Source organism: Aequorivita sublithincola DSM 14238 (assembly GCF_000265385.1).
Taxonomy (GTDB): Bacteria; Bacteroidota; Bacteroidia; order Flavobacteriales; family Flavobacteriaceae; genus Aequorivita; species Aequorivita sublithincola.
The window spans coordinates 20236-42027 of the sequence record NC_018013.1 but is presented as its reverse complement, the minus strand read 5'-3'; the positions used below and the strand labels follow the sequence as shown (position 1 = coordinate 42027).

The following is a 21792-nucleotide window of genomic DNA, read 5'->3' as shown; positions in this document are numbered from 1 at the left end:
TAAAGATACGTTAATCTTGAGAGTTGGAATAGGTTTACTAAGCCTAACAGAATAATAAAAAGTTACGGTGTATTAATTTTTTGAAACATATTTTAAGAATTATCTTTACTCAAAACTCGAAATTATTATGAATTTTCACACAAGAAAATGGATAAAACCCGAAGATTTAAACCCAAACGAAACACTTTTTGGCGGAAGATTGCTTGAATGGATTGATGAGGAAGCCGCACTATACTCAATCATTCAACTTGAAAACCCACGCACAGTTACAAAGTTTATGAGTGAAATAAACTTTAGAAGCTCTGCAAAAAAAGGTGATATTATTGAAATAGGTCTTGAGGTAACAAACTTCGGAAGAACATCATTATCGCTAGCTTGCGAAGTGCGCAACAAAATGACGCGGGAAGTAATTATCAGTATTGACAGGATTACAATGGTTAGCTTGGATGACAATGGAAATCCAACACCGCACGGAAAAAATGAAATTGAATACGTTAAAGACCGTTTGGGAAAATAGTTTTAAGACAAGGCTCGAAAGTCTTGGCCAGTTGGCAATTCAAAAATTTCAAGGTCGAAATAGGGGATGGAGGCCAGCAAATGGTCAAAAATATCTGCTTGAATGTGTTCGTAATTTACCCAGCGTTTGTCTTTGCTGAAACAAAATATTTCAATCGGAATTCCTTTATCTGTTGGTGCTAAATGGCGCACCATTAAAAACAAGTCTTTATTGATTGCGGAATTTTCATTCAAAAAAGCATCAGTATAATAACGGAAAACACCGAGGTTTGTTTGATTTCTACCATTTATCAATAGTTCTTTATCAACTTCGTTTTTATGGTTGAATTTATCCACATCTTTTTGGCGATGTTCTAAATACGGTTTTATCAGTTCAATTTTTTTCAGCTTCACAATGTCTTCCGAAGAAAGAAATTTTATGGAAGATTGCTTTATAAAAATGGAACGTTTTATTCTTCGCCCATCGCTTTCCTGCATTCCACGCCAGTTTTGAAACGAATCTGCAATCAAGCTATAGGTGGGAATTGTGGTGAAGGTATTATCCCAGTTCTGTACGCGAACAGTCGCGAGGTTTATTTCGGTAACGTGTCCATCAGCGCCAAATTTGCTGAAAGTAATCCAGTCGCCAATGCGAACAATATCATTCACAGAAACCTGAATGCTCGCAACAAAACCAAGAATGGTATCTTTAAAAATTAGAAGAATCACGGCAGAAGCCGCTCCCAAAGTAGTAAGGCTAACAATTGAAAAGCCCGTAAGAAGCTGAATAATCCAAAAAATTCCGATTCCCCAAGCAAAAATCATCATTACCTGCACGTAGCTTTCCATCGGCTTGTCCTTAAACCTTTCGCTTTCTTCAAGATAATTACGTGTGCTCCGCAGAATACTTCGGAAAATATAGATAGAAAGTATAACCGACAGAACTTGCACAACTATCAGCAAAAGATCGGTCATAAAAGCTGATTCAATAAAAATTATTGGAATCAACTTCCACATAATGAACAAAGGCAAAATGTGGGCAAAAAATCTTGGAAAATTACTTTTCACAAGATAATCATCAAAGGTATTTTTTGTCTTGTCGCTGAATGCTTTGAAGGCTTCAACAATAAATTTTCTAAAAATAACGTCAAGGATATAAACGCCAATAAAAACAACAATACAGTTTAAAACCACATTGAGAAAAATGGCCCATTCCAGTGCCATCCCTTCGCCATTGAGGTATTCTTGCAGTAAACAACTGTATTTTTGAAGCGTATCTGTATTCATTATAGGTATTTACGTTCTACATAAAAGGGACCGAAAGGCAGCACGGAACACATAACCACAATGAATAAATCTTTGATTGACCATTTCAGTTTTTTGAACATGTATATTGCGCCACCAACATAAAGAACGAACAAAACACCGTGTGCCATTCCCACTAATTGCACCATTCTTGGCATGTCCCAAATGTATTTTAAAGGCATTGCAATTCCTAAAAGCACTAAAAATGAAATTGCTTCCAAAGTGCTAATTAATCTAAATGTTTTTACTGAAAGTTCCAAGATTGTCTAATTTTCGGCAAAGATACATGTTGCAACTCGCACAGCTAAATTTTAAGATTACTTTAATCGAACAAATAACTTTGTAGAAATGTATATCTTTAAAAGAAAAAATTATATGATTCCATTGTTACAATCCCCAGGACAAACAATTCAAAATTCATTAGAAACCTATTACCACGAATTCCTAAAAGTATTACCAAGGATTGCTATGGCAATTTTGGTTATAATTTTGGGTGTTTTACTGGCGCAGGTTCTTACCAATTTTTATAAGCGAAGATTTCAAAAGAAGTCTGAAGATCCGTTAATGTCAAAGTTCTTGGCGCAAGCTGTAAAAATAATTTTGATTATTATAGCCATAATGATTGCCTTGCGTGTTGCTGGTTTGGATGGAATTGCAACTGGGCTCTTAACAGCCGTTGGCGGTGGCGCAATTATTTTGGGTTTTGCTTTTCAAGATATAGGAAAGAACTTTCTGGCTGGAATTATTCTTGCTTTCAACAGACCTTTTAATATTAACGATACGATAAAAGTAGACGATATCTTCGGAAGGGTGAAGGCATTAAGCTTTAGATATTCGCACATAAAAACTTTTGACGGGCGAGATATTTACATACCAAATAGCGATGTGCTTACAAAACCAGTTGAAAACTATACCGCAGATGGTTTTTATAGAGTAGATTTTACAGTTGGAATTGGTTACGAAGACGATATAGTGGCGGCTAAGAAAACAATTCAAGGCATTTTGGATTCAAACGAAGAAATTATGAGAGACGCCGAACACGAAAATTTTGTAATTGAAGATGAACTGGCTGCAAGCACCGTAAACTTAAAAGTATTTTTTTGGGTCGATACTGTTGATTATAGAAGGTCTTCCAGAGTTTTGCGCGGTTTGATTATTCGTGAAGTGAAGGAAGAACTCTTCAAAAAAGGCTTCAATCTTCCTGCGGATATTAAAGAACTTAAAATTTATGGAACTGAGGATGCTATTCCTATTAAATTTAGAAATAGTCCAGAGTTTCCGAAAAAAGAAAAGCAATAAATTCCGTGTCCTCTGTGCCTCTGTGTTGAATAATTAACCACAGAGGACACGGAGAAATATTATTCACAGGGCAATGGAACATTCAATGTTTTATAACTCCAATTCTTCTTAAAGCTGAAATGCCACCATTCTGTCCTTATAGTATTGAAACCAACTTTCCGCATTCCTTCAAAAAGCAACTTTCTATGCGCTAGTATTTCTTTTGAAAAATTATAGTTGTCAATATGCGCTTCTCTTCCGAAGTAATCGTAATCACTGCCCATTTCAACGTAACAACCATCCAAAGTTTCAAGAGTAATATCTACCGCAGCACCTTTGTTGTGCACGGAACCGTTTCCATAAGGATTGCCCACATACGTTGCGCGCGGCACTTTAGCCCACATTTTTTTCTGAACATCCAACGGTCTGTAGCAGTCGTATATTTTTATGCGATACCCTTTTTCGCAGAAGTATTGATTGGCTTTTAGGAGTGCTTCTGCTACTTCGGTACGCAGTAAACATTCGGCGCAGTCGTAAAGTGTTTCGCCTATGAAGTTGTTTGGTGTAGCGTAACGGATTTCATAATTAAATTCCGTTGAAAGGTCTTTAAGATTTACGAGTGTTTCCTTTGGTTTTTCTTGGGAAGAAAGACAAAAGAATGAAGATACGAAAAACAGAAAAAATAATAATTTCATTATTCAAATTTAAGCAGAATTTAATAACATTCGCTTTCGCTATTTGTAACTTTGGGAAAAACGAAAAACTATGAATGATTTAGGAAAAAAATCCGCACTTGTTACAGGCGGTACAAAAGGAATAGGTTACGGAATTGCTGAAGCTTTACTGAAAGAGGGAATAAATGTTGCCATAACCGGAAGAACAAAAACAACTGCCGAAGAAGCTGCCAAGCAATTAAACGCTAACGGAAACGATAGGGCACAGGCAATAGGTTTAGAAGCAGACGTACGTAGTTATGAAAGTCAAGAAAAAGCAGTTAACGAAGCTGTTAGTAAATTTGGTGCTTTGGATATTGTTATTGCTAATGCTGGTTTAGGCCATTTTGGTTCTGTTGAAGATATTACAATTGAAGAATGGAAGGAAACCATAGACACCAACCTTTCGGGACCGTTCTATTCTTTGAAAGCGAGCGTTGATCAATTAAAGAAAAACAAAGGATACTTTATAAGTATTTCAAGTTTGGCTGGAACTAATTTCTTTAAAGGAGGAAGTGCTTATAACGCAAGTAAATTTGGTCTTACAGGTTTTACACAAGCTGCGATGCTAGATTTGCGCGACGCTGGAGTAAAGGTGAGTACTATTATGCCAGGTTCGGTTTCAACTCATTTTAATAATAACGAACCAGATGAAAAAGGTGCTTGGAAAATCCAGAAAGAAGATATAGGAAAGTTAGTTGTGGATTTATTGAAGATGAATCCGCGAACTTTGCCAAGTAAAATTGAAGTTAGACCATCAATGCCACCTTCTTAGTTGGTAGTCTTTAGTTGGTAGACGGTAGTTAAAAAAAAGGCGGTTCATCGTTGTGATGAACCGCCGTTACCATAGTTATTTACCTTCTTTTTTATTTGGCAGAAAGCAAAGCCAAAAATTTGTCAAGGTTTGGCAAAATTACAATACGCGTTCTTCTGTTAGTTGCGCGCCCATCCTTAGTTTCATTTTCTGTTAGTGGGTGAAAACTGCTTCGTCCAGCTGCAATTAGCTTTTCTGGAGCTACACCGTAGTCATCCTGTAATTTGCGGATAACGGCAGTGGAACGATCTACACTCAACTCCCAGTTGTCTTTAATGTAAGCACCAGGCTTAACGGTTTGACTGTCTGTATGACCTTCAACCATTACCTCTAGGGCTGGTTCGCTGTTAATTACTTTAGCAAGACGCTCTAATAATGGATTGGCTTTAGAATTAACGGTTGCACTACCAGACTTAAATAATAATTTATCTGAAATTGTAATCATTACCACCGTTTCATCAATGTTAATCTTGATGTCATCTTCTTCACCTTCGCCAACCAAACTGCTGTCTAGGTTCTTTTTAAGATTGTGAGAAACGATTAGATTCATAGAATCTTTCAACGTTTTAGCCTGTGCCAATTCTTGGGGATCTACATTGGCAAGGGCTTTTCTCATTTTTTCCTTATCATTTTCTGAAATTACAACGCCTTCAATTTCTTGCAGGCGACTGTTGTTACTGTCAGTCAATGATTGGATTTTGGAATTGTAGCTAGCAACGCGCTCTTCAATTTTGGCGTACTTGGCTTCAATTTCTTCTTTTTCAAACTGGGTTTTTGTAAGCGTAGAACGGGTATCATTGTATTGATTTTCCAATTCTACATACTTCTTTTTTGATACACATGAGGTAGCAAAAATTGCTGTCGCCAGCATGGTTAGTGCAATAGCTTTTTTCATAATACTAAGTTTTTAAGGGTTTGTTACGCAAATATAACAGCGTGTCTCTCCAAAAAATTAGTTAATGAGTGCTATTGTTTTGTTAAATGAATTTTAACCGAACCACTCAAACACATATCCCAATACAACATAAAGTATGATAAAGACAACAATGGTACCGATGCAGCCGCATTTTCCGCCACCAATTTTCTTGGCACCCCAGCCGGCTAATAAAATTCTAAGTAATTTTTTCATGAGTATAATTTTAAGGTGATTGCAATAATTGCTAGTTATTCTCTATTAGTTTTGGAATCATTCTTTTTAGGAGCTTCATCCTGTGGTTCCATTCGTAATTTATTCTTTCCAAAATCCAAAGTGCGGATAGGGAAAGGAATATTAACTCCAGCTTCATCAAATCCTTTGCGGATTAGTTTTATGGCCTTGTGCTGCGCCTCCAGTTTAGGTTTTGGCTTTTCGCTGTGAATCCAAAACCGTGTAATGAAGTTGATGGAGCTATCGCCAAATTCAGTATAAAAGAATTCTACGCCTTCTCCTTCATCTTGTTCAAAATTTTCTGAAAGTAGCTTTACCACGAGATCTTCCACTTTTTGCAAATCGTCTTCATAACCCACGCCGCAGCTTACGGATACTCTTGAACGCTCCGTCCAAGAATAATTGGTGAACGGATTTTCAACAAATATTTTATTCGGAATCATTACATAATCATTATCTGGTTGGCGGATTGTTACTGTTCTAAGATCTATTTCTTCTACATAACCCTTCTTACCTTGCGCTTCAATAAAATCTCCTATGCGCACTTTTGGTTGAAAAGAAAGCATAAAACCCGAAACGGTATTGCTTAAGGTTCCTTGTAACGCGAATCCAATGGCTAATCCCATAACTCCAGCACCAGCTAGAACCGATGTTAGTACTTTATCTAGTTGCATAACACCCAACGCGATAAAAAAGCCAATAAGCAGGACAATGGCGTAAACTAACTTGGAAAGTACCTGTTTGATGGACTCATCGCTCATTTTGCGAAATAGGACTTTATGCGAAAGTTTTTTCAGGCCTTTGGCAATGAAATAAAAGACAACCAGAACGAGTATAGCCACCGCCACATTTGGCAATTTCAGGATTATAGTGTCCAGCCAGCCATCAAGCTTGTCCCATAAGTTTGTAATTGAGGATTCTACTGAAAATTTTTCTTGTGTCATAATATGTTTTGTTTATAAGAGTGATGAAAGCAAAAATGTACCTAATATCCATAGAATAATAGAAAGGATGCCCCCAATGATAAAAAAATGTTTGAACTTATAGAAGCCCATACCGTAAATTAATGTATTTGTTTGATAACCCATTGGCGTAAAAAAACTAAAGTTTGCCCCAAATAAAACCGAAAGTATAAATGGTTTCATAGAAAGGTCTAAGCCCACGGCAACAGCTATAGCAATAGGTGTCATTATTATTGCGGTTGCGTTGTTGCTCACCACACTACTCATTAACATGGTTATCAAAAATATAAGCCCAATAACGATTAGGTTTGATTGACCGCTCAAAATGTTTAATAACTGGTCTGAAATCCATTTATCTGCGCCAGTGTTGTTCATTGCAATACCTAGCGGAATCATTCCTGCAAGTAGAAAAATTACCTGCCAGTTTATGCGATGATACACATCATTCAATTCCAAACAGCGCGTAAGAAGTAAAAGACATACTCCAGTTAAAGCACTTATTAAAATAGGAAGAATTCCGGTGGCCGCCAACCCTACAACGATTAACAAAATAGCAAAAGACATAGCTCGCTTTTTAATGTTTACGGCGGGTTTGGTTTTGTGTTCCATCAATATTGCCACGTTTTCCATTTCATAAAGCTGGCCAATTTCGTTCTTAGGCACTTCAACCAACAACCTATCTCCTGGTTTTAGCGTAATTTGTTCAATATTCTTTCTTACCAAACGTTCTTTGGTGTTCCGAATATTTCTTCTTTTTTTTATGGCAATAGGCAGTGCACTTTGAAAGGTTTGTTTTCTAAGTTGTTTTAATGTTTTTCCAATAAGGATTGAACCGGGTAAAATTAAGAGCTCCACAAAGCCCAAATCGTCTTGTTTTTTTGTGTTTTCGGCTTCTTCTTCGTTTTCTATAATCAACTTCTTTTTGTCGCTTTCTTTGTTCTTATGAACGCTTAAACCTTCGGCATCATTAAGTTTTGCTAGATTCTCAATGTCGCACATCAAAACCAATCTATCGTTTGCTTTTAAGGTAATATAACGACCCGGAGCGTTGGTAATTTGCTTTTTACGAGTAAGTTTTAAAATGGAAATTTCAGGATTAGTATATAGAAAGGTGTCTTCAATGTTTTTATCAATCAAATTTGAATCTTCGCTTATTACAACTGTTGTCACATAATTTTCTAGATCATAAGCCTCTTGTAAATTTTCTTTTGAATCCTTCGGAAGCCATCTAGAGAGAATGGTTATCACGATAATTCCCACGATCATAAAGATGAGTCCAAAAAACGAAAATTCGAAGAAACTGAATTTTTCTGCTCCAAGATCTCGCGCCACGGAATTTACAATCAGGTTTGTGGATGTTCCCATTAATGTACAACTTCCACCTAAAATACCTGCAAATGAAATAGGAAGTAGCAGTTTGGATTGAGACACATTGAAGCGTTTAGCCAATTCTGCAATTATTTTTATAAACACAATAACCACGGCAGTGGTATTTATAAATGCTGAAATACCTCCAGTAATAAACATGAAAATAGGAAGCAAAAGAAAAAGTGGAAGTACATGAAGATTTTTAAGAAAGCGCGCCAAGGAAGCGATAACACCGTTGTCCTCCAAAGCAAGCGCAATAATCATTAAAGAAAGTACGGTAATTGTAGCGGAATTTGAGAAGCCTGAAATCGCTTCATCTGGCTCAACCAGTCCAGAAATGGCTAGTGTGGCTATGAGCAACATTGCAATTTTATCTACAGAAAAGACTTCAAAAGCGAAAAGAATAATCGTAACGAACAGAATAGAAAAAACGAGTATTATTTCTGTGGTCATTTGTATTGATGGTTGATCTTATAAAGATAACCGCAGAAATAAAACTCGTTCCTAAGAATTTCATAAAATATTGACACTGTCAATATTTTAACATTTTGTTTAGCCTAAATACTTTTTCAAGATGTGGCTTTTTGAAGTTTGACGTAATCTTCTAATCGCTTTCTCACGAATTTGACGAACGCGTTCGCGGCTCAAATCAAAAGTGTCTCCAATTTCCTGTAGCGTCATTGGGGGTTGCCCACAAAGTCCGAAATTTAATTTTACAACATCTGCTTCGCGAGGTGCTAAAGTGTCTAAAGCACGGTTAATTTCGATACGAAGTGATTCGTGCATTAAGTTTTTATCTGGGTTCGGGCTTTCACCAGAACTCAAAACATCATAAAGATTATTATCGTTCTCTCCTTCTTGAAAAGGAGCGTCCATTGAAAGACTTCGCGTTGAATTTTTAAGCGAACTTTTCACCTTAGACTCACTGAAATCAAGCTCTTGAGCTATTTCGGAAGCTGTAGGAATACGCTGAAATTTTTGTTCCAAATGTATGGAAGCCTTCTTTATTTTATTGATGTCGCCAATTTTGTTCAAAGGCAAACGAACAACACGGGATTGTTCAGCGATTGCCTGCAAAATTGCTTGACGAATCCACCAAACTGCGTAAGAAATAAATTTAAAACCGCGAGTTTCATCAAATCGTTTAGCGGCTTTTACCAAACCAACGTTTCCTTCATTAATTAAATCTGGAAGACTTAGTCCTTGATTTTGGTATTGTTTTGCAACCGATATTACAAATCGTAAATTTGCACGGCTCAATTTATTCAGTGCGGCTTGATCTCCTTCACGAATACGCTGTGCCAACTCTACTTCTTCTTCAGCAGTTATCAAGTCTATCTTGCTAACGTCCTGTAAATAACTGTTTAAAGATTTGGTTTCTCTGTTGGTAACCTGCTTCGTGATTTTAAGTTGTCTCATATATCTCTCTGTTTTTTATAATAACACGGCATAGTATGACATTTTTAGCGATTTTCCAAATAGTTAACACAACTTGTTAAAATTTGATGGTGTTATTTTTTTTTGATTACCTTGATAAAAAAAGAAAATGAAAATTCAAAATATAGCTTTTCCAGTAATCGCAATGCTTGTTTCTATAAGTGTTTTAGCTCAAAAACCAACAGAAGTTCCAAAACCAAGTGATAAACCTATCGATTTAAATAATCCTGCTGATATTATAATTTATATTGTTCTGCCATTGTGTGCGGTATTGTTTTTTATCGTCTATAAAAAGCAACGGAACAAGAAAAGTTAAATGTTTATACATTAATTTTGAAAAGAATTAGTTTGCAGCAGCAATTTCTGTTTTCAATAAATGAAGATTTCAAGGTTTTCCTGAAATTGAAAATTCATTTTTTGGTGCAATTCTTGTAGTAGTTGCTTAAAATTTTATGTTATGTTGAAGAAATTCTTCTTAATTGGTTTACTAGCTTTTTCGGGAACAATGTTTTCTCAAATTGATTTGCAGAACAATTCCGTTCGGTTTGAATCTTCTCAATCCAATATGGAAAGTTCTACCGGTTTTGAAATTCCAGCAATTAAATCGCCAACACTCTCCAACAATAAGAATCCGAATACTTCAAATAATTCCGACTTAGGTAAGGAAAAAGAAAAACAGATAGATATGCAAAATGGTGATGGTTTGCTTACCTATACTGGGAATAACAAAGGGCCAAAATACTTCAGCGAAGATAAAGAAGCAAAACCTGAATACGGAAAAGACCAATATCTAGGGGATTTTAAAACAACAGCAAAAACAGCAACCTTTATGTATCGCGACCATGAATTTGTGGATGGCGATATGATTCGTGTATATGTAAATGGCGATATTCTAATTCCGCAAGCAAGACTGGAAGGCAGTTTTAGAGGATTTAACCTTCCCTTGCAATCAGGTTTCAACAAAATAGATTTTGAAGCATTAAATCAAGGGACCTCTGGACCAAATACCGCCCAACTAAATATCTACGACGAAATTGGCAATCTGCTCGCTTCCTATGAATGGAATCTTTTTACGGGCAATAAGGCTACTGCCATAGTTGTAAAACAGTAATTTTTTTTAAAATTTGAATAGAACCTAGATAGAAACAAATTTTATAATGTAAAGTTTGTTTTACAAAATAAATAGTATATTTGTCTTATTGTTAAGCGTACTTACTTTAACTAATAAAACATTTATATTATGAACAAGCGAAAATTTTGTGATGCTGAAGAGCACAGATTGCACTGGTTAATAAACTTTAAGTTGCCAAACCAGTGGAAAAAAATAGGTTGGGGTATTCTCTTTCTCTCTTTTGGATTTCTAATAATTAGTAAGTTTTTAGACGGAGATTATACACTGGTTAGTTCAATTTTCAAGAAGACAGCGTTATTGGGTTTACTAATTGTAACCATTTCAAAGGAAAAGATTGAGGATGAATTAGCAGAAAATCTTCGATCAAAGGCATTTTCATTCGCCTTTATAATAGGAGTCGTTTATGTTTTGGTGCAGCCTTTAATAAATTACTTGGCTTTTGTAATTGTAAAACCACAAAATGCAAATTATGAAGATTTAGGTGATTTTCAAATACTCTGGTTTTTACTTGTGGTGTATTTAATGACTTTCTGGTTTCTAAAAAAGAGGAATTCATGAAAAATACTTTAAAAGTTGAACGTGCCATTCTCAACCTAACGCAAGATGAACTTGCGCAAAAAATTGGGGTATCGCGACAGACCATTAATTCTATTGAGACCAATCGGTATGTGCCTTCAACGCTTTTGGCACTAAAACTATCAAAACTTTTTGACAAGCCTGTAAACAATTTTTTTAAACTTGAAGAAAATGATTGATCCATTATCATATTCGTAGTCATTTTTTATATATTCCATAATTGGAATAGTCTTGCGGCGTTAAAATTTTCATAATTCCTAAAAATAGAATCTAAAAGATAGAGAATTCTTAAAGTCGTACTTTAATTTTACATTAAAACTAAAGTATGAATGTATCTGAACAAATTCTTCAAATTCTTAAAAATGTCGGCGTAACCCAAATATGGGGTGTAACTGGCGATGCCCTAAACACTTTCACAGATGCCCTCCGCGATGATGATGATATGAAATGGATTGCCGTGCGCCACGAGGAAAATGGTGCCTTCGCCGCTGGCGCTGAAGCACAGATGACGGACAATCTAGCAGTCTGCGCAGGAACCGTTGGTCCAGGAACACTTCATCTTATTAATGGGCTCTACAATGCAAAAAAAGAACGCGTTCCAGTTCTTGCCATTAGCGGCCAAGTGGCGCGTGTGAATATGGGAACCAATTATTTTCAAGAAGTTGGGCTTACTAAAATTTTCGATGATGTTTGCGCATACCAAGCCATAATTCGATCTGCGGAAGAAGCGCCTCGAGTGGTTTTGAAAGCAATTCAAATCGCTTTGGAACAACGAGCTGTAGTTCGGGTTGAAATTCCTGTAGATATTGCGGTTGAAGAAGCCAAAGGTGCTCACTTTGAGCATCCTGTTTTTCGTGGCAATGCGGTTTTAGTTCCTTCTGAAAAAGACATCAACAAAATAGCAAACGCAATTAATGAAGCCGAAAAGATCACAATTCTAGCAGGAGCAGGCTGCCGAAATAGTAGGGAAGAGGTTTTAGCTCTTTCCGAAAAATTGAAAGCGCCAATTGTTCATACGTTTAGATCTTCGGACGTGATTCATAATGATGACAAAAATGTGGTTGGTCTCACAGGATTAATAGGAAATCCTTCCGCATATCACGCCGTTATGAAACCAGATTTGTTGTTGATGTTGGGAACTGATTTTCCTTACAGCAACTTTCTTCCAGACGATGTTAAAATCATTCAAGTTGACAAACGTATTGAAAACATTGGTAATCGTGTAAAGGTGGATATTGGCGTGCAAGGCGATTGTTTGGCAACACTTGAAAAATTGGAAGCTAAGATTCTTCCGAAGAAAAATTCTGAATTTTTAGATAATCTGGTTGAAAACTTTAAAAAATGGAAACAACATAAATTGGAAAGCAGTAGTTTGAAGATGGATGAAGAGCCTTTACATCCACAACTTTTTATGAATGTTATAAACAAAAAAGCTTCGGACGATGCTTGTTTTACTGTTGACGTTGGCGAAAGTGCCATTTGGGTGGCGCATCATTTATCTTTTCGCGGAAAACGACGTTTGCTGGGTTCATTTAATCACGGTTCTATGGCTGTTGGTTTTCCTGCAGCTATGGGAATTCAATCTGTAAATCCAGGAAGACAAGTTTGGGCAATTGTTGGGGACGGCGCTTTTGGAATGTGTATGAATGATTTTATTACAGCCGTTCGTTACAATTGGCCCGTGAAAATTTTAGTTTACAACAACAGCCAACTCGGTTTTGTAAAAATTGAAATGGAGGAAGCTGGTTATGCAATGGCAGACGAAGCTCTCGGCCTGCAAAACCCAAATTTTGCCGAATATGCCAAACTGTGTGGCGGCAACGGAATACGAGTGGAACACGCCGCAGATATTGAAAAAGCAATTGAAATGGCAATCGCTTCACCCAAGCCTTTTATTATAGATGCCGTAACTAATCCAGGAGAACTTTCATTGCCGCCGAACATAACTTTGGAAGAAGCCTGGGGCTTTGGAAAATCTAAAGTGAAGGAAATTTTACTCTCAGTTCAAGGTGATAAAAACCAGAAAAATAACTTGATGGACGAGATAAAAGGATTTTTTCACAATTCAAAATAATTCAAACAGGACATAGGACGATAAGACATAGGACGTAAGACAACTTCAGTTTTATGATAAGAAAAGTTATTTCGACACTATTTCGTCCTATATCTTAAGTCTTATTGTCCTAAATCAATTTTCAAAATTGATAAACATTATAATATTAATAAATTTTTCAAAATGAGAGAAGCAATACAATTTACGTTTATCGCCTTAGGAATCATTGCAATCATAACCTGCACTGCAATTTGGCCAGTTTATGGTTTTTCAATTCTGGGTATTACAATTTTCGCGATTGGTATTTATGATTTATTTCAGAAAAAACACGCCATTCTAAGAAACTTCCCTGTTTTGGGACATATGCGTTTTTTACTAGAAATGATTGGACCAGAACTTCACCAATACTTTGTGGAATCTGATACCGATGGAAAACCAATAGACCGAAACCACAGAACCTACATTTATGAACGTGCCAAACTTGAAAAGGAAACCCATCCTTTTGGAACCGAGTTAAATGTAGAAGCTGAAAATGCCAAATGGATGAAACACAGTATTTATCCTTCACCGTTGAAGGAGGAAGCGCCAAGAGTTCTTATTGGCGGCCCGGATTGTAAACAACCTTATAGCGCTAGTATTTTTAATATTTCGGCTATGAGTTTTGGAGCTTTGAGCAAAAATGCTGTAATGGCGTTGAATTTAGGGGCAAAAGCAGGTAATTTTTTCCATGATACAGGTGAAGGTGGAATTTCAGATTATCACTTAAAAGGAGGCGATTTGGTATATGAAGTAGGAACAGGTTATTTTGGTTGTAGAAATGAAGACGGGCACTTTTCCCCAGAAATATTTAAAGAAAAAGCTGCTTATCCTACAGTTAAAATGATTGAGATTAAAATTTCACAAGGAGCAAAACCTGGTCACGGTGGCGTTTTGCCAGCAGTTAAGAACGATGAGGAAATTGCAAAAATTAGAGGAATAAAACCGCATACGGACGTTATTTCACCTCCTGGACATAGTGCGTTCAGTGATGCTGAAGGTTTGTTGCGTTTTGTAAAACAGATGCGTGAGCTGAGCAATGGAAAACCTATAGGTTTCAAATTATGTATAGGAAGCAAACAAGAGTTTATAGACATCTGCGAAAAAATGGTTGAAACTGGAATAAAACCCGACTTCATAACCGTTGATGGTTCTGAAGGTGGAACTGGTGCCGCACCAATAGATTTTTCAAATTATGTTGGAATGCCGTGGGAAAAAGCCCTTGTTTTTGTTGTTGATACTTTAAACGGTTATGGTCTGAAAAAAGATATAAAAATTGTAACAGCCACCAAAATATTTACAGCTTTCGATATTTTTAAAGCGTTAAGCATCGGTGCAGATGTTTGTAATTCTGCCAGAGGAATGATGATTGCTTTAGGTTGCATACAAGCGCTGAGGTGCGATACTAATAAATGTCCTACAGGAGTTACAACAAATAATCCAACATTAATGCGAGGGCTTGTTGTTGAAGAAAAATGGCAGCGCGTTCGAAATTATCACGCGAGAACAGTGAAAGAATTTTTAGAGCTTTTTGCAGCAGCGGGTTGCAATAACCTTTCAGATTTGAATAGAAGTTATATCTTTAAGCAAATTGCGACAGACATTAAATGTTATGATGAAATTTATCCGATAATTTCCGAAGGACAATTTCTTGAAAATGCAAATTTGTGAATCTAACCGTTAACAATTATTATCATGAAAAAAGTGCTAATTACCTTAGATTATAATCCCAATTCTGAAAAAGTTGTGAATATGGGTTATGAACTCGCAAAACTTATGAACGCTGAGGTTTGCCTGTTTCACGTGCTTGCAGAAGTACGTTACTATGGAATGCAATACGAACCTTTTATGGGTTATGAAGGCTACGCATTTCCGGTGGATTTTAAAATTCAGGAGGAATTTGTGAAGGTGGCGCAAGATTATCTTGACAAAACAAAAGTACATTTAAAAGGTGAAAATATTTCAACACATTTAGCTGAAGGTGATACCGCACAAAAGATTTTAGATTACGCCGAGGAATGGAATGCAGATTTAATTGTGATGGGAGCCCATCATCACGGAGCTTTGGAAAAACTATTTTTAGGAACTGTTGCGTCCAGCATTTTGGAGCAAACAAAAATCCCCGTTTACATGGTGCCAACGGGGAAATAAATAATATTCTGAGAGAGAATTAAATTCTTGGTTTATCTTCTTCTAAGTTGTCCTTGTCATCGCCACCTTGGCTAAAAAGCTGGTTTTCTTCATCGCGGAAACCTGTATTGGACTTTTTAGCTTGATTTCGTCCTGGTACATCTAAATCTTTTCCGGCAAAATCAACTTTGTTCTTACGATTTCGAAGTTGTTGATCGTCACCACCATCGCCGTGTATGTTCTTTTGAGAAAGAATGTCTTTATCGTGTTCGGTGATATTAGGATTATAAGGAAGTTTCTGGTCTTTAGTCTTTTTAGAATCTGAAGTAGTCTTTGTTTCTGAAGCTTTTTCTGAATTTTTCATAATTTTTATTTTAAAGGTATTTAAAAGTGATAAATATGACACTTCATTTAACACAGATTAAATAAAATATAACAAGCATTTATGGTTTACTTCATAAAATAGTACCTTCGCAAGGAAATACTTCATCTTGAAAAAATAATTATGGCTCTTACCAATAACGATATAATGAAAAAATTGCGTGTGGCGCACAAATTTCGCGATGAGGATATTTTGAAAATTTGTTCACTTGTAGATTTTGCAGTAACAAAGAGTGAGCTTGGAGCCATCTTTAGAAACGAGAATCACGAAAAATATATGGAGTGTGGCGATCAGTTTCTTCGTAATTTTTTAAATGGATTGGTTATACATCTACGCGGACCGATGCCAGAAAGAAAGGAACCAAAAGTAAAGTTAGAATCCAATCCAAAGCCAGTTCGTAAACACATTCCAAATCCTCGGAAATAAAAAGCTGGATCAAATTTGTTCAATCCAGCACTAATTATTTATCGATTTTATTTGTTTCAATACGTGTATCTGCATGTTTTTCTTATTGTAGGATCTTCAAATAGATGTTGGTTTCCAAATAGATAATTTAAAGTATGTTGCTTTTGCGAGCCGCATTTAATGCGTTTTTGAATGTTTCTTAAGGTATTCATAATTAATATGTTTTTTGGTTAAACTTAAGGTGCTTATTTGTTGCGCCTTTTCATATTCCAGCTATATGCTTTGGAGTTTTGGGGTCTGTGAGTGTGTTGGTTACTGTCTAAAGTTCTCATGGTTTTTATATTTTAATGATTATTAATTAATTTTTATCGAAATCTTCTTTTCAAATTCCAAGAATAAGCTTTTGAAGTTTTCATTTTTTCGGTTAATAAGTTGCTGTCTAATGTTCTCATAATAAATTATTGTTTTGGGTTATACTTAAAAGACGCAATAGCTTTTGATTTGTTACAGTACTATGTAATGCAAAGTAATGATTTAACAAAAGGTTAATAAACACGTTGTCTAGCTCTATCGAGAATAGGTGCACAGATATTGGATTACTTATTGTTTAATTAGTTTGAATGTGTTTAACAAACAATTAACCGTGAATGCTTTGCCATGAGATTGTAGTGTAGCAGCTTTAGTCTTATATTTGCGCTCTAAAATATTTTGCACCCTTAATTAAAATGGATACCATTAAAAAGTCTGAAACAAACAAATTCAAGCGTACGCACCTGTATTATAAATACACTGGGTTTTACACGTTTGTTGGCCAGAGTATTAAAAAGGCAATCATTCCGATCGTTCTGATAATTGTTGCTTTAATTGTATTGGATTTTTATGTAATTGATTTCAGCAATCTTTTTACCTACATTACAGAAACATACGCGCCAATAAATATTCTATTGGTATTCTTAGCGTCAGAGTCTTTATTGGGGTTGGTTCCACCGGAAATATTTATCGCTTGGAGTGATAAAATGCCAGAGCCTATTTTGTATTTAACAATTTTGGCGTCGCTTTCCTATATCGGAGGTATTATTTCCTATTTCATCGGGAAATGGGTTTTTACCATTCCTCGAGTTTATGACTATATGGAAGGGAAAATGAAGAAACACCTTAAACAAATTCGCAAATGGGGTGGTTTCTTGATTGTTGTTGGTGCTTTGTTGCCAATACCTTATTCTATGACAAGTATGGCTGCTGGTATGATTCACTATAAATTCAGAAATTATCTACTCTTTGGATTGCTTCGTTTTGTAAGGTTTTATCTTTATGCCATTGCCATATTCAGTTTGCTGTAGTACTTTTGTTATGCTGAAGCATTTTGCTTTGGAAGAAACTACTTTTCATCTTTAAACAGCAATTTCTTTTAAATGAAGAAAAACGATCCCTACGCAGCATTACGATTTCGGGAGTTTAATCTATTTCTTTTTGTTCGTTTTGCGATGGTTTTTGCGTGGAGCATGCAGTTTATTGTAATAGAATGGGAAGTTTACAGCATTACCAAAAATCCACTTTCGTTAGGAATCATTGGTTTAATGGAAGTTATTCCCGCAGTTTCTATGGCGCTTTTTGCGGGTCATATTGTAGATCAATCTGAAAAACGAGGACTTTTAATTAAATGTATTTTGGGTTTCTCTGTGGTAAGTCTCGGGCTTTTTCTGCTTACATGGCCAAGAGTTGTCGGCGATCTCACAACTAATACAGTACTTTACTCAGTTTATTTTCTGGTTTTTCTAGGTGGACTTGTTCGCGCATTTTTAGGACCGACTATATTTTCACTTTTCTCATTATTAGTTCCCAAAAAAATATATCCAAATGCCGCCACATGGAGCAGCTCTGTTTGGCAAATGGGCTCTGTTGTTGGACCAGCCGCAGGAGGATTCTTCATTCATTGGATTGGTGTTCACTGGTCTATGTGTTTTGTTTTTGCTTTTTCGTTGATGGCTTTATTGCTGTTGCTTCAAATTCCGAAGAAACCTATTTTAAACCCAAACATTGGAGAACCCATCGTTAAAAGTTTAAAAGAAGGAATAAAATTCGTTATGAACACTCGTGTAATTTTGGGTGCGCTAACGTTGGATATGTTTGCTGTTCTTTTTGGTGGGGCGGTAGCGCTGCTTCCTATTTACGCACAAGATATTCTTAAAGTAGGTCCGGAAGGGTTTGGGATACTACGTGCTGCCCCTGCTGTTGGAGCATTAATAATTATGTTTACTTCAGCACATTTTCCGCTAAATAAAAATGCTGGATATAAATTGCTTGCAGCCATCTTTGGTTTTGGAATATCTATCATAATATTTGGAGTTTCAACGTGGTTTTGGGTTTCTGTAATTGCGCTTTTCTTAAGCGGTGTGACTGATGGAATTTCAATGGTTATTAGACAAACCATATTGCAATTACGCACTCCCGATGCAATGCGTGGCCGTGTGGCTTCCGTTAATTCTATGTTTGTTGGCTCTTCCAATGAGCTTGGTGCTTTTGAAAGCGGACTAACTGCTAAATTAATGGGAACAGTAACTGCCGTGGTTTTTGGAGGTGGAATGACTATTCTTACCGTTCTTGGAACAGGAGCGTTTTTCCCAAAACTTCGAAAGCTGGATTTGCGAAAGGATTTGGAGGAACATGAAAAAGGGTGAATTCGCTAATTCGTGATTCGTTACTTCGGGATTGGTAAATTTTAGACTGAGTGATTCGATTATACTTTTAATACTCCTCGAAAACCTCTTCCTCCGTAATAAGATTCTGCGCCATTGTGATAGATGAAAATTGTATCAAAACGAAAATCGCCAAAAATAGCGCCGCCAAGTTTTCTAATATTTTCTGGAGTTTTTAGCCAACTGGAAGTTTTTGTGTCGAATTTCCCTAGAGTATGAAGCTTTCTATATTCTTCTTCAGTTAAAATTTCGATGCCCATTTCGGTAGCCAAACCCACTGCACTATTCGCTGGTTTGAATTTTTTTCTTGCTACCAACGCTTCGTTGTCATAACAAAAACTTCTGCGTTCTTTCGGGCTTTCAGCGGAACAATCGTAGAATATAAATTCTTTCGTTTTTTCATCAAAACCAACAACATCTGGTTCTCCGCCAGTTTCTTCCATTATATCTAGTGACCAAAGCTTTTTGGGATTGGCTTCCAATTTTGCTTGTACTTTAGGCCATTCAAGTCCTTCGTGACGATTCTTATTTTTTTCAAAACGAGTTTTTAATATTTTGAAAAGATTTTCACTTTCTTCAGCTGATAATTTTCTTTGCATTTGTAGAGACATAAATTTCAGGTGTTTTCAATTCTCTATAAATTTAGAAGTATTTTTTAAAATTCCTCAGAATAATTTTAAGACCATTTCATTCTTTGAAGCCTAATAGCATTTAAAATTGCTAAAAAAGCAACGCCAACATCTGCAAAAACAGCTTCCCACATTGTTGCTATGCCGCCAGCGCCTAATATTAAAACTATCAGTTTAACCCCAAATGCCAAAGCGATATTTTGCCAAACAATCCTTCTTGTTGATCGGCCAATTTTTATTGCTCTTGCTATTTTTGAAGGATGGTCGGTTTGTATAATTACATCTGCCGTTTCAATGGCAACATCACTTCCTAGCCCGCCCATTGCGATTCCCACATCACTCGCGGCTATAACTGGTGCGTCGTTTATACCGTCGCCAATGAAAGCCACTTTGGTTCCAGGGATTTTCTTTAAGGCTTCAACTTCCTTCAATTTATCTTCTGGAAGAAGACCACCAATTGCCTTTTGTAGCCCTAGTTCGGCGCCTATCTTTTCCGTGATTGACGCTTTATCACCAGAAAGCATTATTATGTTTGAAATGCCTGATTCTCGAATTTGCTTTATAGCTTCATGTGCGTCGTCTTTTAATTCGTCTGCAATGGTTACATAACCTGAAAATTTCCCGTCAATTGCAATCATAACAATAGATTCGACAATTGTTTCTGTTTCTGAAGGAACTTCAATATTGTTGGAAATCATTAGCGCTTTGTTACCTACCAAAACTGTTTTTCCGTTTACAATTCCTTTTAAACCTTTTCCAGCAATTTCAGAGACATCAGATGCTTTTATGCTTTTGTCTGCTCCTTGATATTCCATAATGGCACGTGCAATGGGATGTGTGGATTGTGCTTCCATTGCCAAAAGGGAATTCATCATTTCTGTTTCCGAAGAATCATAAGTCTTAATCTCTTTTATTTTGAAAACTCCTTTGGTTATTGTTCCCGTTTTATCCATTACAACCGTATTTATTTGTGTAATGGTATCGAGAAAGGAAGCGCCTTTAAAAAGAATTCCGTTTCTTGAAGCAGCTCCAAGTCCGCCAAAATAGCCCAAAGGAATAGAAACTACCAAAGCGCAGGGACAGGAAATAACTAAGAATATTAATGCTCTATAAAGCCAATCTTGAAACACATAATTCTCCACAAAAAAGTAGGGTAGAAGTGTGACCCCGATGGCTAAAACCACAACGATTGGAGTGTAAATTCGAGCGAATTTTCGAATAAAAAGTTCTGTTTTGGATTTACGCGTTGTGGCGTTTTGAACCAAATGTAAAATCCTAGCTATGGAACTGTCATTAAATTCTTTTGTGGTTTCTACTTCTATAACACTTTCAAGATTTATACTTCCCGCAAAAACGTCGCTTCCTTTCTGAATTGTATCGGGTTTGCTTTCGCCAGTTAATGCAGCTGTGTTTAAGGATGCTTTTTCAGAAAGTAGCTTTCCGTCCAAAGGAATTTTTTCGCCAGCACGCACTTGAATTTTCTCACCAATCTGCACTTTTTCTGGAGCTACGGAAACATATTTTTCATTTCTATAAACTAAAGCTTCGTTTGGCCGAACATCTAATAAAGCTTTGATGTTTCCTCTTGCTTTTTTCACGGCTGAATTCTGAAATAATTCCCCAACCGCGTAAAATAGCATCACAGCAACACCTTCTTCATAATGGCCAATTGCAAAAGCACCGATTGTAGCGATGGTCATTAAAAAGAATTCCGTGAAAAAATCGCCTTTTAAAATACTTTCCCAACCTTCTTTCATCACGGGAAAACCAACGGGAATGTAGGCTATACCAAACCACATCAATCGAATCCAATCTTTAAAAAAAGATGCTTCAAAATAGTCCAAGCCAATTCCCAGAATCAGCATTACAAAACTTATGACTGCAGGAAGATATATTCTAAATTTTGAAGCTGTATTTTCAGTATTTTTATTTTGGTCATGGCTGCAACAGCCTTCCTCAGCGGTTAAATCGCTTAGCTTAATTTTTTCTTTTTTCATTATAATTTTTTAATTAGCCTTCAGAATCCAGAAACCATTCTTCTGCTTTTACAATTGCTTTTTTGATAGCCTGCTCCTCAGAAAAACCCCCTTTTTCCATTAATTGATGGGCAATTTCGAGTGCTTTTTCGCGAACCTGTGGAGTCAAGTTGTCGAGGTCTGCTTTAAAATTTTCAAAGGTCCAGGTCATAAGTTTAATATTTAATGCAAGTTATTTAATTAGCCGATGCAATGGAA

The 21792-nt window shown here is 36.3% G+C and carries 25 protein-coding genes; 13 read left to right on the top strand and 12 right to left on the bottom strand.

All coding sequences use genetic code 11. The features are described 5' to 3' along the window. Positions 1-127: 127 nt before the first annotated feature. Entirely contained in the window at positions 128-517 is a 390-nt protein-coding gene (locus AEQSU_RS00185; RefSeq protein WP_014780828.1) for an acyl-CoA thioesterase, read from the top strand. Positions 518-519: 2 nt separating this feature from the next. Here AEQSU_RS00185 and AEQSU_RS00180 read toward each other — a convergent pair whose 3' ends face one another. Together AEQSU_RS00180 and AEQSU_RS00175 are read right to left on the bottom strand one after the other, a co-directional pair. Further along, complete coding sequence (locus AEQSU_RS00180; protein WP_014780827.1) at positions 520-1782, bottom strand: mechanosensitive ion channel family protein; 1263 nt, start codon at positions 1780-1782, stop codon at positions 520-522. Continuing rightward, complete coding sequence (locus tag AEQSU_RS00175; protein WP_014780826.1) at positions 1782-2060, bottom strand: DUF3817 domain-containing protein; 279 nt, start codon at positions 2058-2060, stop codon at positions 1782-1784. The genes AEQSU_RS00180 and AEQSU_RS00175 overlap by 1 nt, the downstream gene beginning before the upstream one ends. 115 nt (positions 2061-2175) lie before the next feature. Here AEQSU_RS00175 and AEQSU_RS00170 point away from each other — a divergent pair, with 115 nt between their 5' ends. After that, positions 2176-3099 (top strand): mechanosensitive ion channel family protein, encoded by a 924-nt coding sequence (locus tag AEQSU_RS00170; RefSeq protein ID WP_014780825.1) that lies wholly within the window; start codon positions 2176-2178, stop codon positions 3097-3099. Between the two features lie 59 nt (positions 3100-3158). On the opposite strand, the gene AEQSU_RS00165 is transcribed toward AEQSU_RS00170, so the two are convergent. Next, positions 3159-3773, bottom strand: coding sequence for a M15 family metallopeptidase (locus AEQSU_RS00165; RefSeq protein ID WP_014780824.1), 615 nt, complete (start codon positions 3771-3773; stop codon positions 3159-3161). 70 nt (positions 3774-3843) lie between these two features. Between AEQSU_RS00165 and AEQSU_RS00160 the strand changes: the two genes are divergently transcribed. After that, complete coding sequence (locus AEQSU_RS00160; protein WP_014780823.1) at positions 3844-4566, top strand: SDR family oxidoreductase; 723 nt, start codon at positions 3844-3846, stop codon at positions 4564-4566. A 91-nt stretch (positions 4567-4657) separates the two neighbouring features. Here the strand turns inward: AEQSU_RS00160 and AEQSU_RS00155 are convergent, their stop codons facing one another. The 5 genes from AEQSU_RS00155 to AEQSU_RS00135 all read right to left on the bottom strand — a co-directional run bounded on the left by AEQSU_RS00155 (position 4658) and on the right by AEQSU_RS00135 (position 9501). Then, positions 4658-5500, bottom strand: coding sequence for an OmpA/MotB family protein (locus AEQSU_RS00155; protein WP_014780822.1), 843 nt, complete (start codon positions 5498-5500; stop codon positions 4658-4660). Positions 5501-5593: 93 nt separating this feature from the next. Further along, on the bottom strand, positions 5594-5734 hold the full coding sequence (locus tag AEQSU_RS16730) for a hypothetical protein (protein WP_014780821.1): 141 nt from the start codon (positions 5732-5734) through the stop codon (positions 5594-5596). A 35-nt stretch (positions 5735-5769) separates the two neighbouring features. Next, the gene (locus tag AEQSU_RS00145) at positions 5770-6696 is read right to left on the bottom strand and encodes a mechanosensitive ion channel family protein (RefSeq protein WP_014780820.1); all 927 of its coding nucleotides are present in this window, start codon (positions 6694-6696) and stop codon (positions 5770-5772) included. A 12-nt stretch (positions 6697-6708) separates the two neighbouring features. After that, complete coding sequence (locus AEQSU_RS00140; protein ID WP_014780819.1) at positions 6709-8535, bottom strand: SLC13 family permease; 1827 nt, start codon at positions 8533-8535, stop codon at positions 6709-6711. Between the two features lie 99 nt (positions 8536-8634). Beyond that, complete coding sequence (locus AEQSU_RS00135; protein ID WP_014780818.1) at positions 8635-9501, bottom strand: sigma-70 family RNA polymerase sigma factor; 867 nt, start codon at positions 9499-9501, stop codon at positions 8635-8637. A gap of 127 nt (positions 9502-9628) precedes the next feature. On the opposite strand from AEQSU_RS00135, the gene AEQSU_RS00130 reads away from it, so the two are divergent. The 7 genes from AEQSU_RS00130 (at position 9629) to AEQSU_RS00100 (ending at position 15467) form a co-directional block, all read left to right on the top strand. Beyond that, complete coding sequence (locus tag AEQSU_RS00130) at positions 9629-9835, top strand: hypothetical protein (protein ID WP_014780817.1); 207 nt, start codon at positions 9629-9631, stop codon at positions 9833-9835. A 141-nt stretch (positions 9836-9976) separates the two neighbouring features. Beyond that, a complete protein-coding gene (locus AEQSU_RS00125; RefSeq protein WP_014780816.1) occupies positions 9977-10630 on the top strand; it encodes a hypothetical protein in 654 nt (217 codons plus the stop codon). Between the two features lie 129 nt (positions 10631-10759). Continuing rightward, positions 10760-11209, top strand: a complete 450-nt coding sequence (locus AEQSU_RS00120; RefSeq protein ID WP_014780815.1) for a hypothetical protein — start codon at positions 10760-10762, stop codon at positions 11207-11209. Continuing rightward, a complete protein-coding gene (locus AEQSU_RS00115; RefSeq protein ID WP_014780814.1) occupies positions 11206-11406 on the top strand; it encodes a helix-turn-helix transcriptional regulator in 201 nt (66 codons plus the stop codon). The genes AEQSU_RS00120 and AEQSU_RS00115 overlap by 4 nt, the downstream gene beginning before the upstream one ends. 146 nt (positions 11407-11552) lie before the next feature. Then, positions 11553-13301 (top strand): thiamine pyrophosphate-dependent enzyme, encoded by a 1749-nt coding sequence (locus tag AEQSU_RS00110; RefSeq protein WP_014780813.1) that lies wholly within the window; start codon positions 11553-11555, stop codon positions 13299-13301. 162 nt (positions 13302-13463) lie between these two features. Beyond that, positions 13464-14987, top strand: coding sequence for an FMN-binding glutamate synthase family protein (locus AEQSU_RS00105; protein WP_014780812.1), 1524 nt, complete (start codon positions 13464-13466; stop codon positions 14985-14987). Between the two features lie 24 nt (positions 14988-15011). After that, positions 15012-15467, top strand: a complete 456-nt coding sequence (locus AEQSU_RS00100) for a universal stress protein (protein ID WP_014780811.1) — start codon at positions 15012-15014, stop codon at positions 15465-15467. A 19-nt stretch (positions 15468-15486) separates the two neighbouring features. Here the strand turns inward: AEQSU_RS00100 and AEQSU_RS00095 are convergent, their stop codons facing one another. Beyond that, complete coding sequence (locus AEQSU_RS00095) at positions 15487-15810, bottom strand: hypothetical protein (RefSeq protein ID WP_014780810.1); 324 nt, start codon at positions 15808-15810, stop codon at positions 15487-15489. 141 nt (positions 15811-15951) lie between these two features. Between AEQSU_RS00095 and AEQSU_RS00090 the strand changes: the two genes are divergently transcribed. The 3 genes from AEQSU_RS00090 (at position 15952) to AEQSU_RS00080 (ending at position 18911) form a co-directional block, all read left to right on the top strand. Beyond that, on the top strand, positions 15952-16254 hold the full coding sequence (locus tag AEQSU_RS00090) for a DUF1456 family protein (RefSeq protein ID WP_014780809.1): 303 nt from the start codon (positions 15952-15954) through the stop codon (positions 16252-16254). Between the two features lie 704 nt (positions 16255-16958). Beyond that, positions 16959-17573, top strand: a complete 615-nt coding sequence (locus AEQSU_RS00085) for a YqaA family protein (protein WP_014780808.1) — start codon at positions 16959-16961, stop codon at positions 17571-17573. Between the two features lie 72 nt (positions 17574-17645). Further along, a complete protein-coding gene (locus AEQSU_RS00080) occupies positions 17646-18911 on the top strand; it encodes an MFS transporter (RefSeq protein ID WP_014780807.1) in 1266 nt (421 codons plus the stop codon). 59 nt (positions 18912-18970) lie between these two features. On the opposite strand, the gene AEQSU_RS00075 is transcribed toward AEQSU_RS00080, so the two are convergent. The 3 genes from AEQSU_RS00075 to AEQSU_RS16725 form a co-directional block, all read right to left on the bottom strand. Further along, positions 18971-19528, bottom strand: coding sequence for a DUF4256 domain-containing protein (locus AEQSU_RS00075; RefSeq protein WP_157429227.1), 558 nt, complete (start codon positions 19526-19528; stop codon positions 18971-18973). A 77-nt stretch (positions 19529-19605) separates the two neighbouring features. Beyond that, complete coding sequence (locus AEQSU_RS00070; RefSeq protein ID WP_014780805.1) at positions 19606-21555, bottom strand: heavy metal translocating P-type ATPase; 1950 nt, start codon at positions 21553-21555, stop codon at positions 19606-19608. 13 nt (positions 21556-21568) lie between these two features. After that, a complete protein-coding gene (locus AEQSU_RS16725) occupies positions 21569-21745 on the bottom strand; it encodes a hypothetical protein (RefSeq protein WP_014780804.1) in 177 nt (58 codons plus the stop codon). Between the last annotated feature and the right edge of the window lie 47 nt (positions 21746-21792).

Coding starts and splice junctions, on each gene's coding strand:
- AEQSU_RS00185 (WP_014780828.1), top strand. CDS start 128: ATGAATTTTCACACAAGAAAATGGATAAAACCCGAAGATTTAAACCCA.
- AEQSU_RS00180 (WP_014780827.1), bottom strand. CDS start 1,782: ATGAATACAGATACGCTTCAAAAATACAGTTGTTTACTGCAAGAATAC.
- AEQSU_RS00170 (WP_014780825.1), top strand. CDS start 2,176: ATGATTCCATTGTTACAATCCCCAGGACAAACAATTCAAAATTCATTA.
- AEQSU_RS00165 (WP_014780824.1), bottom strand. CDS start 3,773: ATGAAATTATTATTTTTTCTGTTTTTCGTATCTTCATTCTTTTGTCTT.
- AEQSU_RS00160 (WP_014780823.1), top strand. CDS start 3,844: ATGAATGATTTAGGAAAAAAATCCGCACTTGTTACAGGCGGTACAAAA.
- AEQSU_RS00155 (WP_014780822.1), bottom strand. CDS start 5,500: ATGAAAAAAGCTATTGCACTAACCATGCTGGCGACAGCAATTTTTGCT.
- AEQSU_RS16730 (WP_014780821.1), bottom strand. CDS start 5,734: ATGAAAAAATTACTTAGAATTTTATTAGCCGGCTGGGGTGCCAAGAAA.
- AEQSU_RS00145 (WP_014780820.1), bottom strand. CDS start 6,696: ATGACACAAGAAAAATTTTCAGTAGAATCCTCAATTACAAACTTATGG.
- AEQSU_RS00140 (WP_014780819.1), bottom strand. CDS start 8,535: ATGACCACAGAAATAATACTCGTTTTTTCTATTCTGTTCGTTACGATT.
- AEQSU_RS00135 (WP_014780818.1), bottom strand. CDS start 9,501: ATGAGACAACTTAAAATCACGAAGCAGGTTACCAACAGAGAAACCAAA.
- AEQSU_RS00130 (WP_014780817.1), top strand. CDS start 9,629: ATGAAAATTCAAAATATAGCTTTTCCAGTAATCGCAATGCTTGTTTCT.
- AEQSU_RS00125 (WP_014780816.1), top strand. CDS start 9,977: ATGTTGAAGAAATTCTTCTTAATTGGTTTACTAGCTTTTTCGGGAACA.
- AEQSU_RS00120 (WP_014780815.1), top strand. CDS start 10,760: ATGAACAAGCGAAAATTTTGTGATGCTGAAGAGCACAGATTGCACTGG.
- AEQSU_RS00115 (WP_014780814.1), top strand. CDS start 11,206: ATGAAAAATACTTTAAAAGTTGAACGTGCCATTCTCAACCTAACGCAA.
- AEQSU_RS00110 (WP_014780813.1), top strand. CDS start 11,553: ATGAATGTATCTGAACAAATTCTTCAAATTCTTAAAAATGTCGGCGTA.
- AEQSU_RS00105 (WP_014780812.1), top strand. CDS start 13,464: ATGAGAGAAGCAATACAATTTACGTTTATCGCCTTAGGAATCATTGCA.
- AEQSU_RS00100 (WP_014780811.1), top strand. CDS start 15,012: ATGAAAAAAGTGCTAATTACCTTAGATTATAATCCCAATTCTGAAAAA.
- AEQSU_RS00095 (WP_014780810.1), bottom strand. CDS start 15,810: ATGAAAAATTCAGAAAAAGCTTCAGAAACAAAGACTACTTCAGATTCT.
- AEQSU_RS00090 (WP_014780809.1), top strand. CDS start 15,952: ATGGCTCTTACCAATAACGATATAATGAAAAAATTGCGTGTGGCGCAC.
- AEQSU_RS00085 (WP_014780808.1), top strand. CDS start 16,959: ATGGATACCATTAAAAAGTCTGAAACAAACAAATTCAAGCGTACGCAC.
- AEQSU_RS00080 (WP_014780807.1), top strand. CDS start 17,646: ATGAAGAAAAACGATCCCTACGCAGCATTACGATTTCGGGAGTTTAAT.
- AEQSU_RS00075 (WP_157429227.1), bottom strand. CDS start 19,528: ATGCAAAGAAAATTATCAGCTGAAGAAAGTGAAAATCTTTTCAAAATA.
- AEQSU_RS00070 (WP_014780805.1), bottom strand. CDS start 21,555: ATGAAAAAAGAAAAAATTAAGCTAAGCGATTTAACCGCTGAGGAAGGC.
- AEQSU_RS16725 (WP_014780804.1), bottom strand. CDS start 21,745: ATGACCTGGACCTTTGAAAATTTTAAAGCAGACCTCGACAACTTGACT.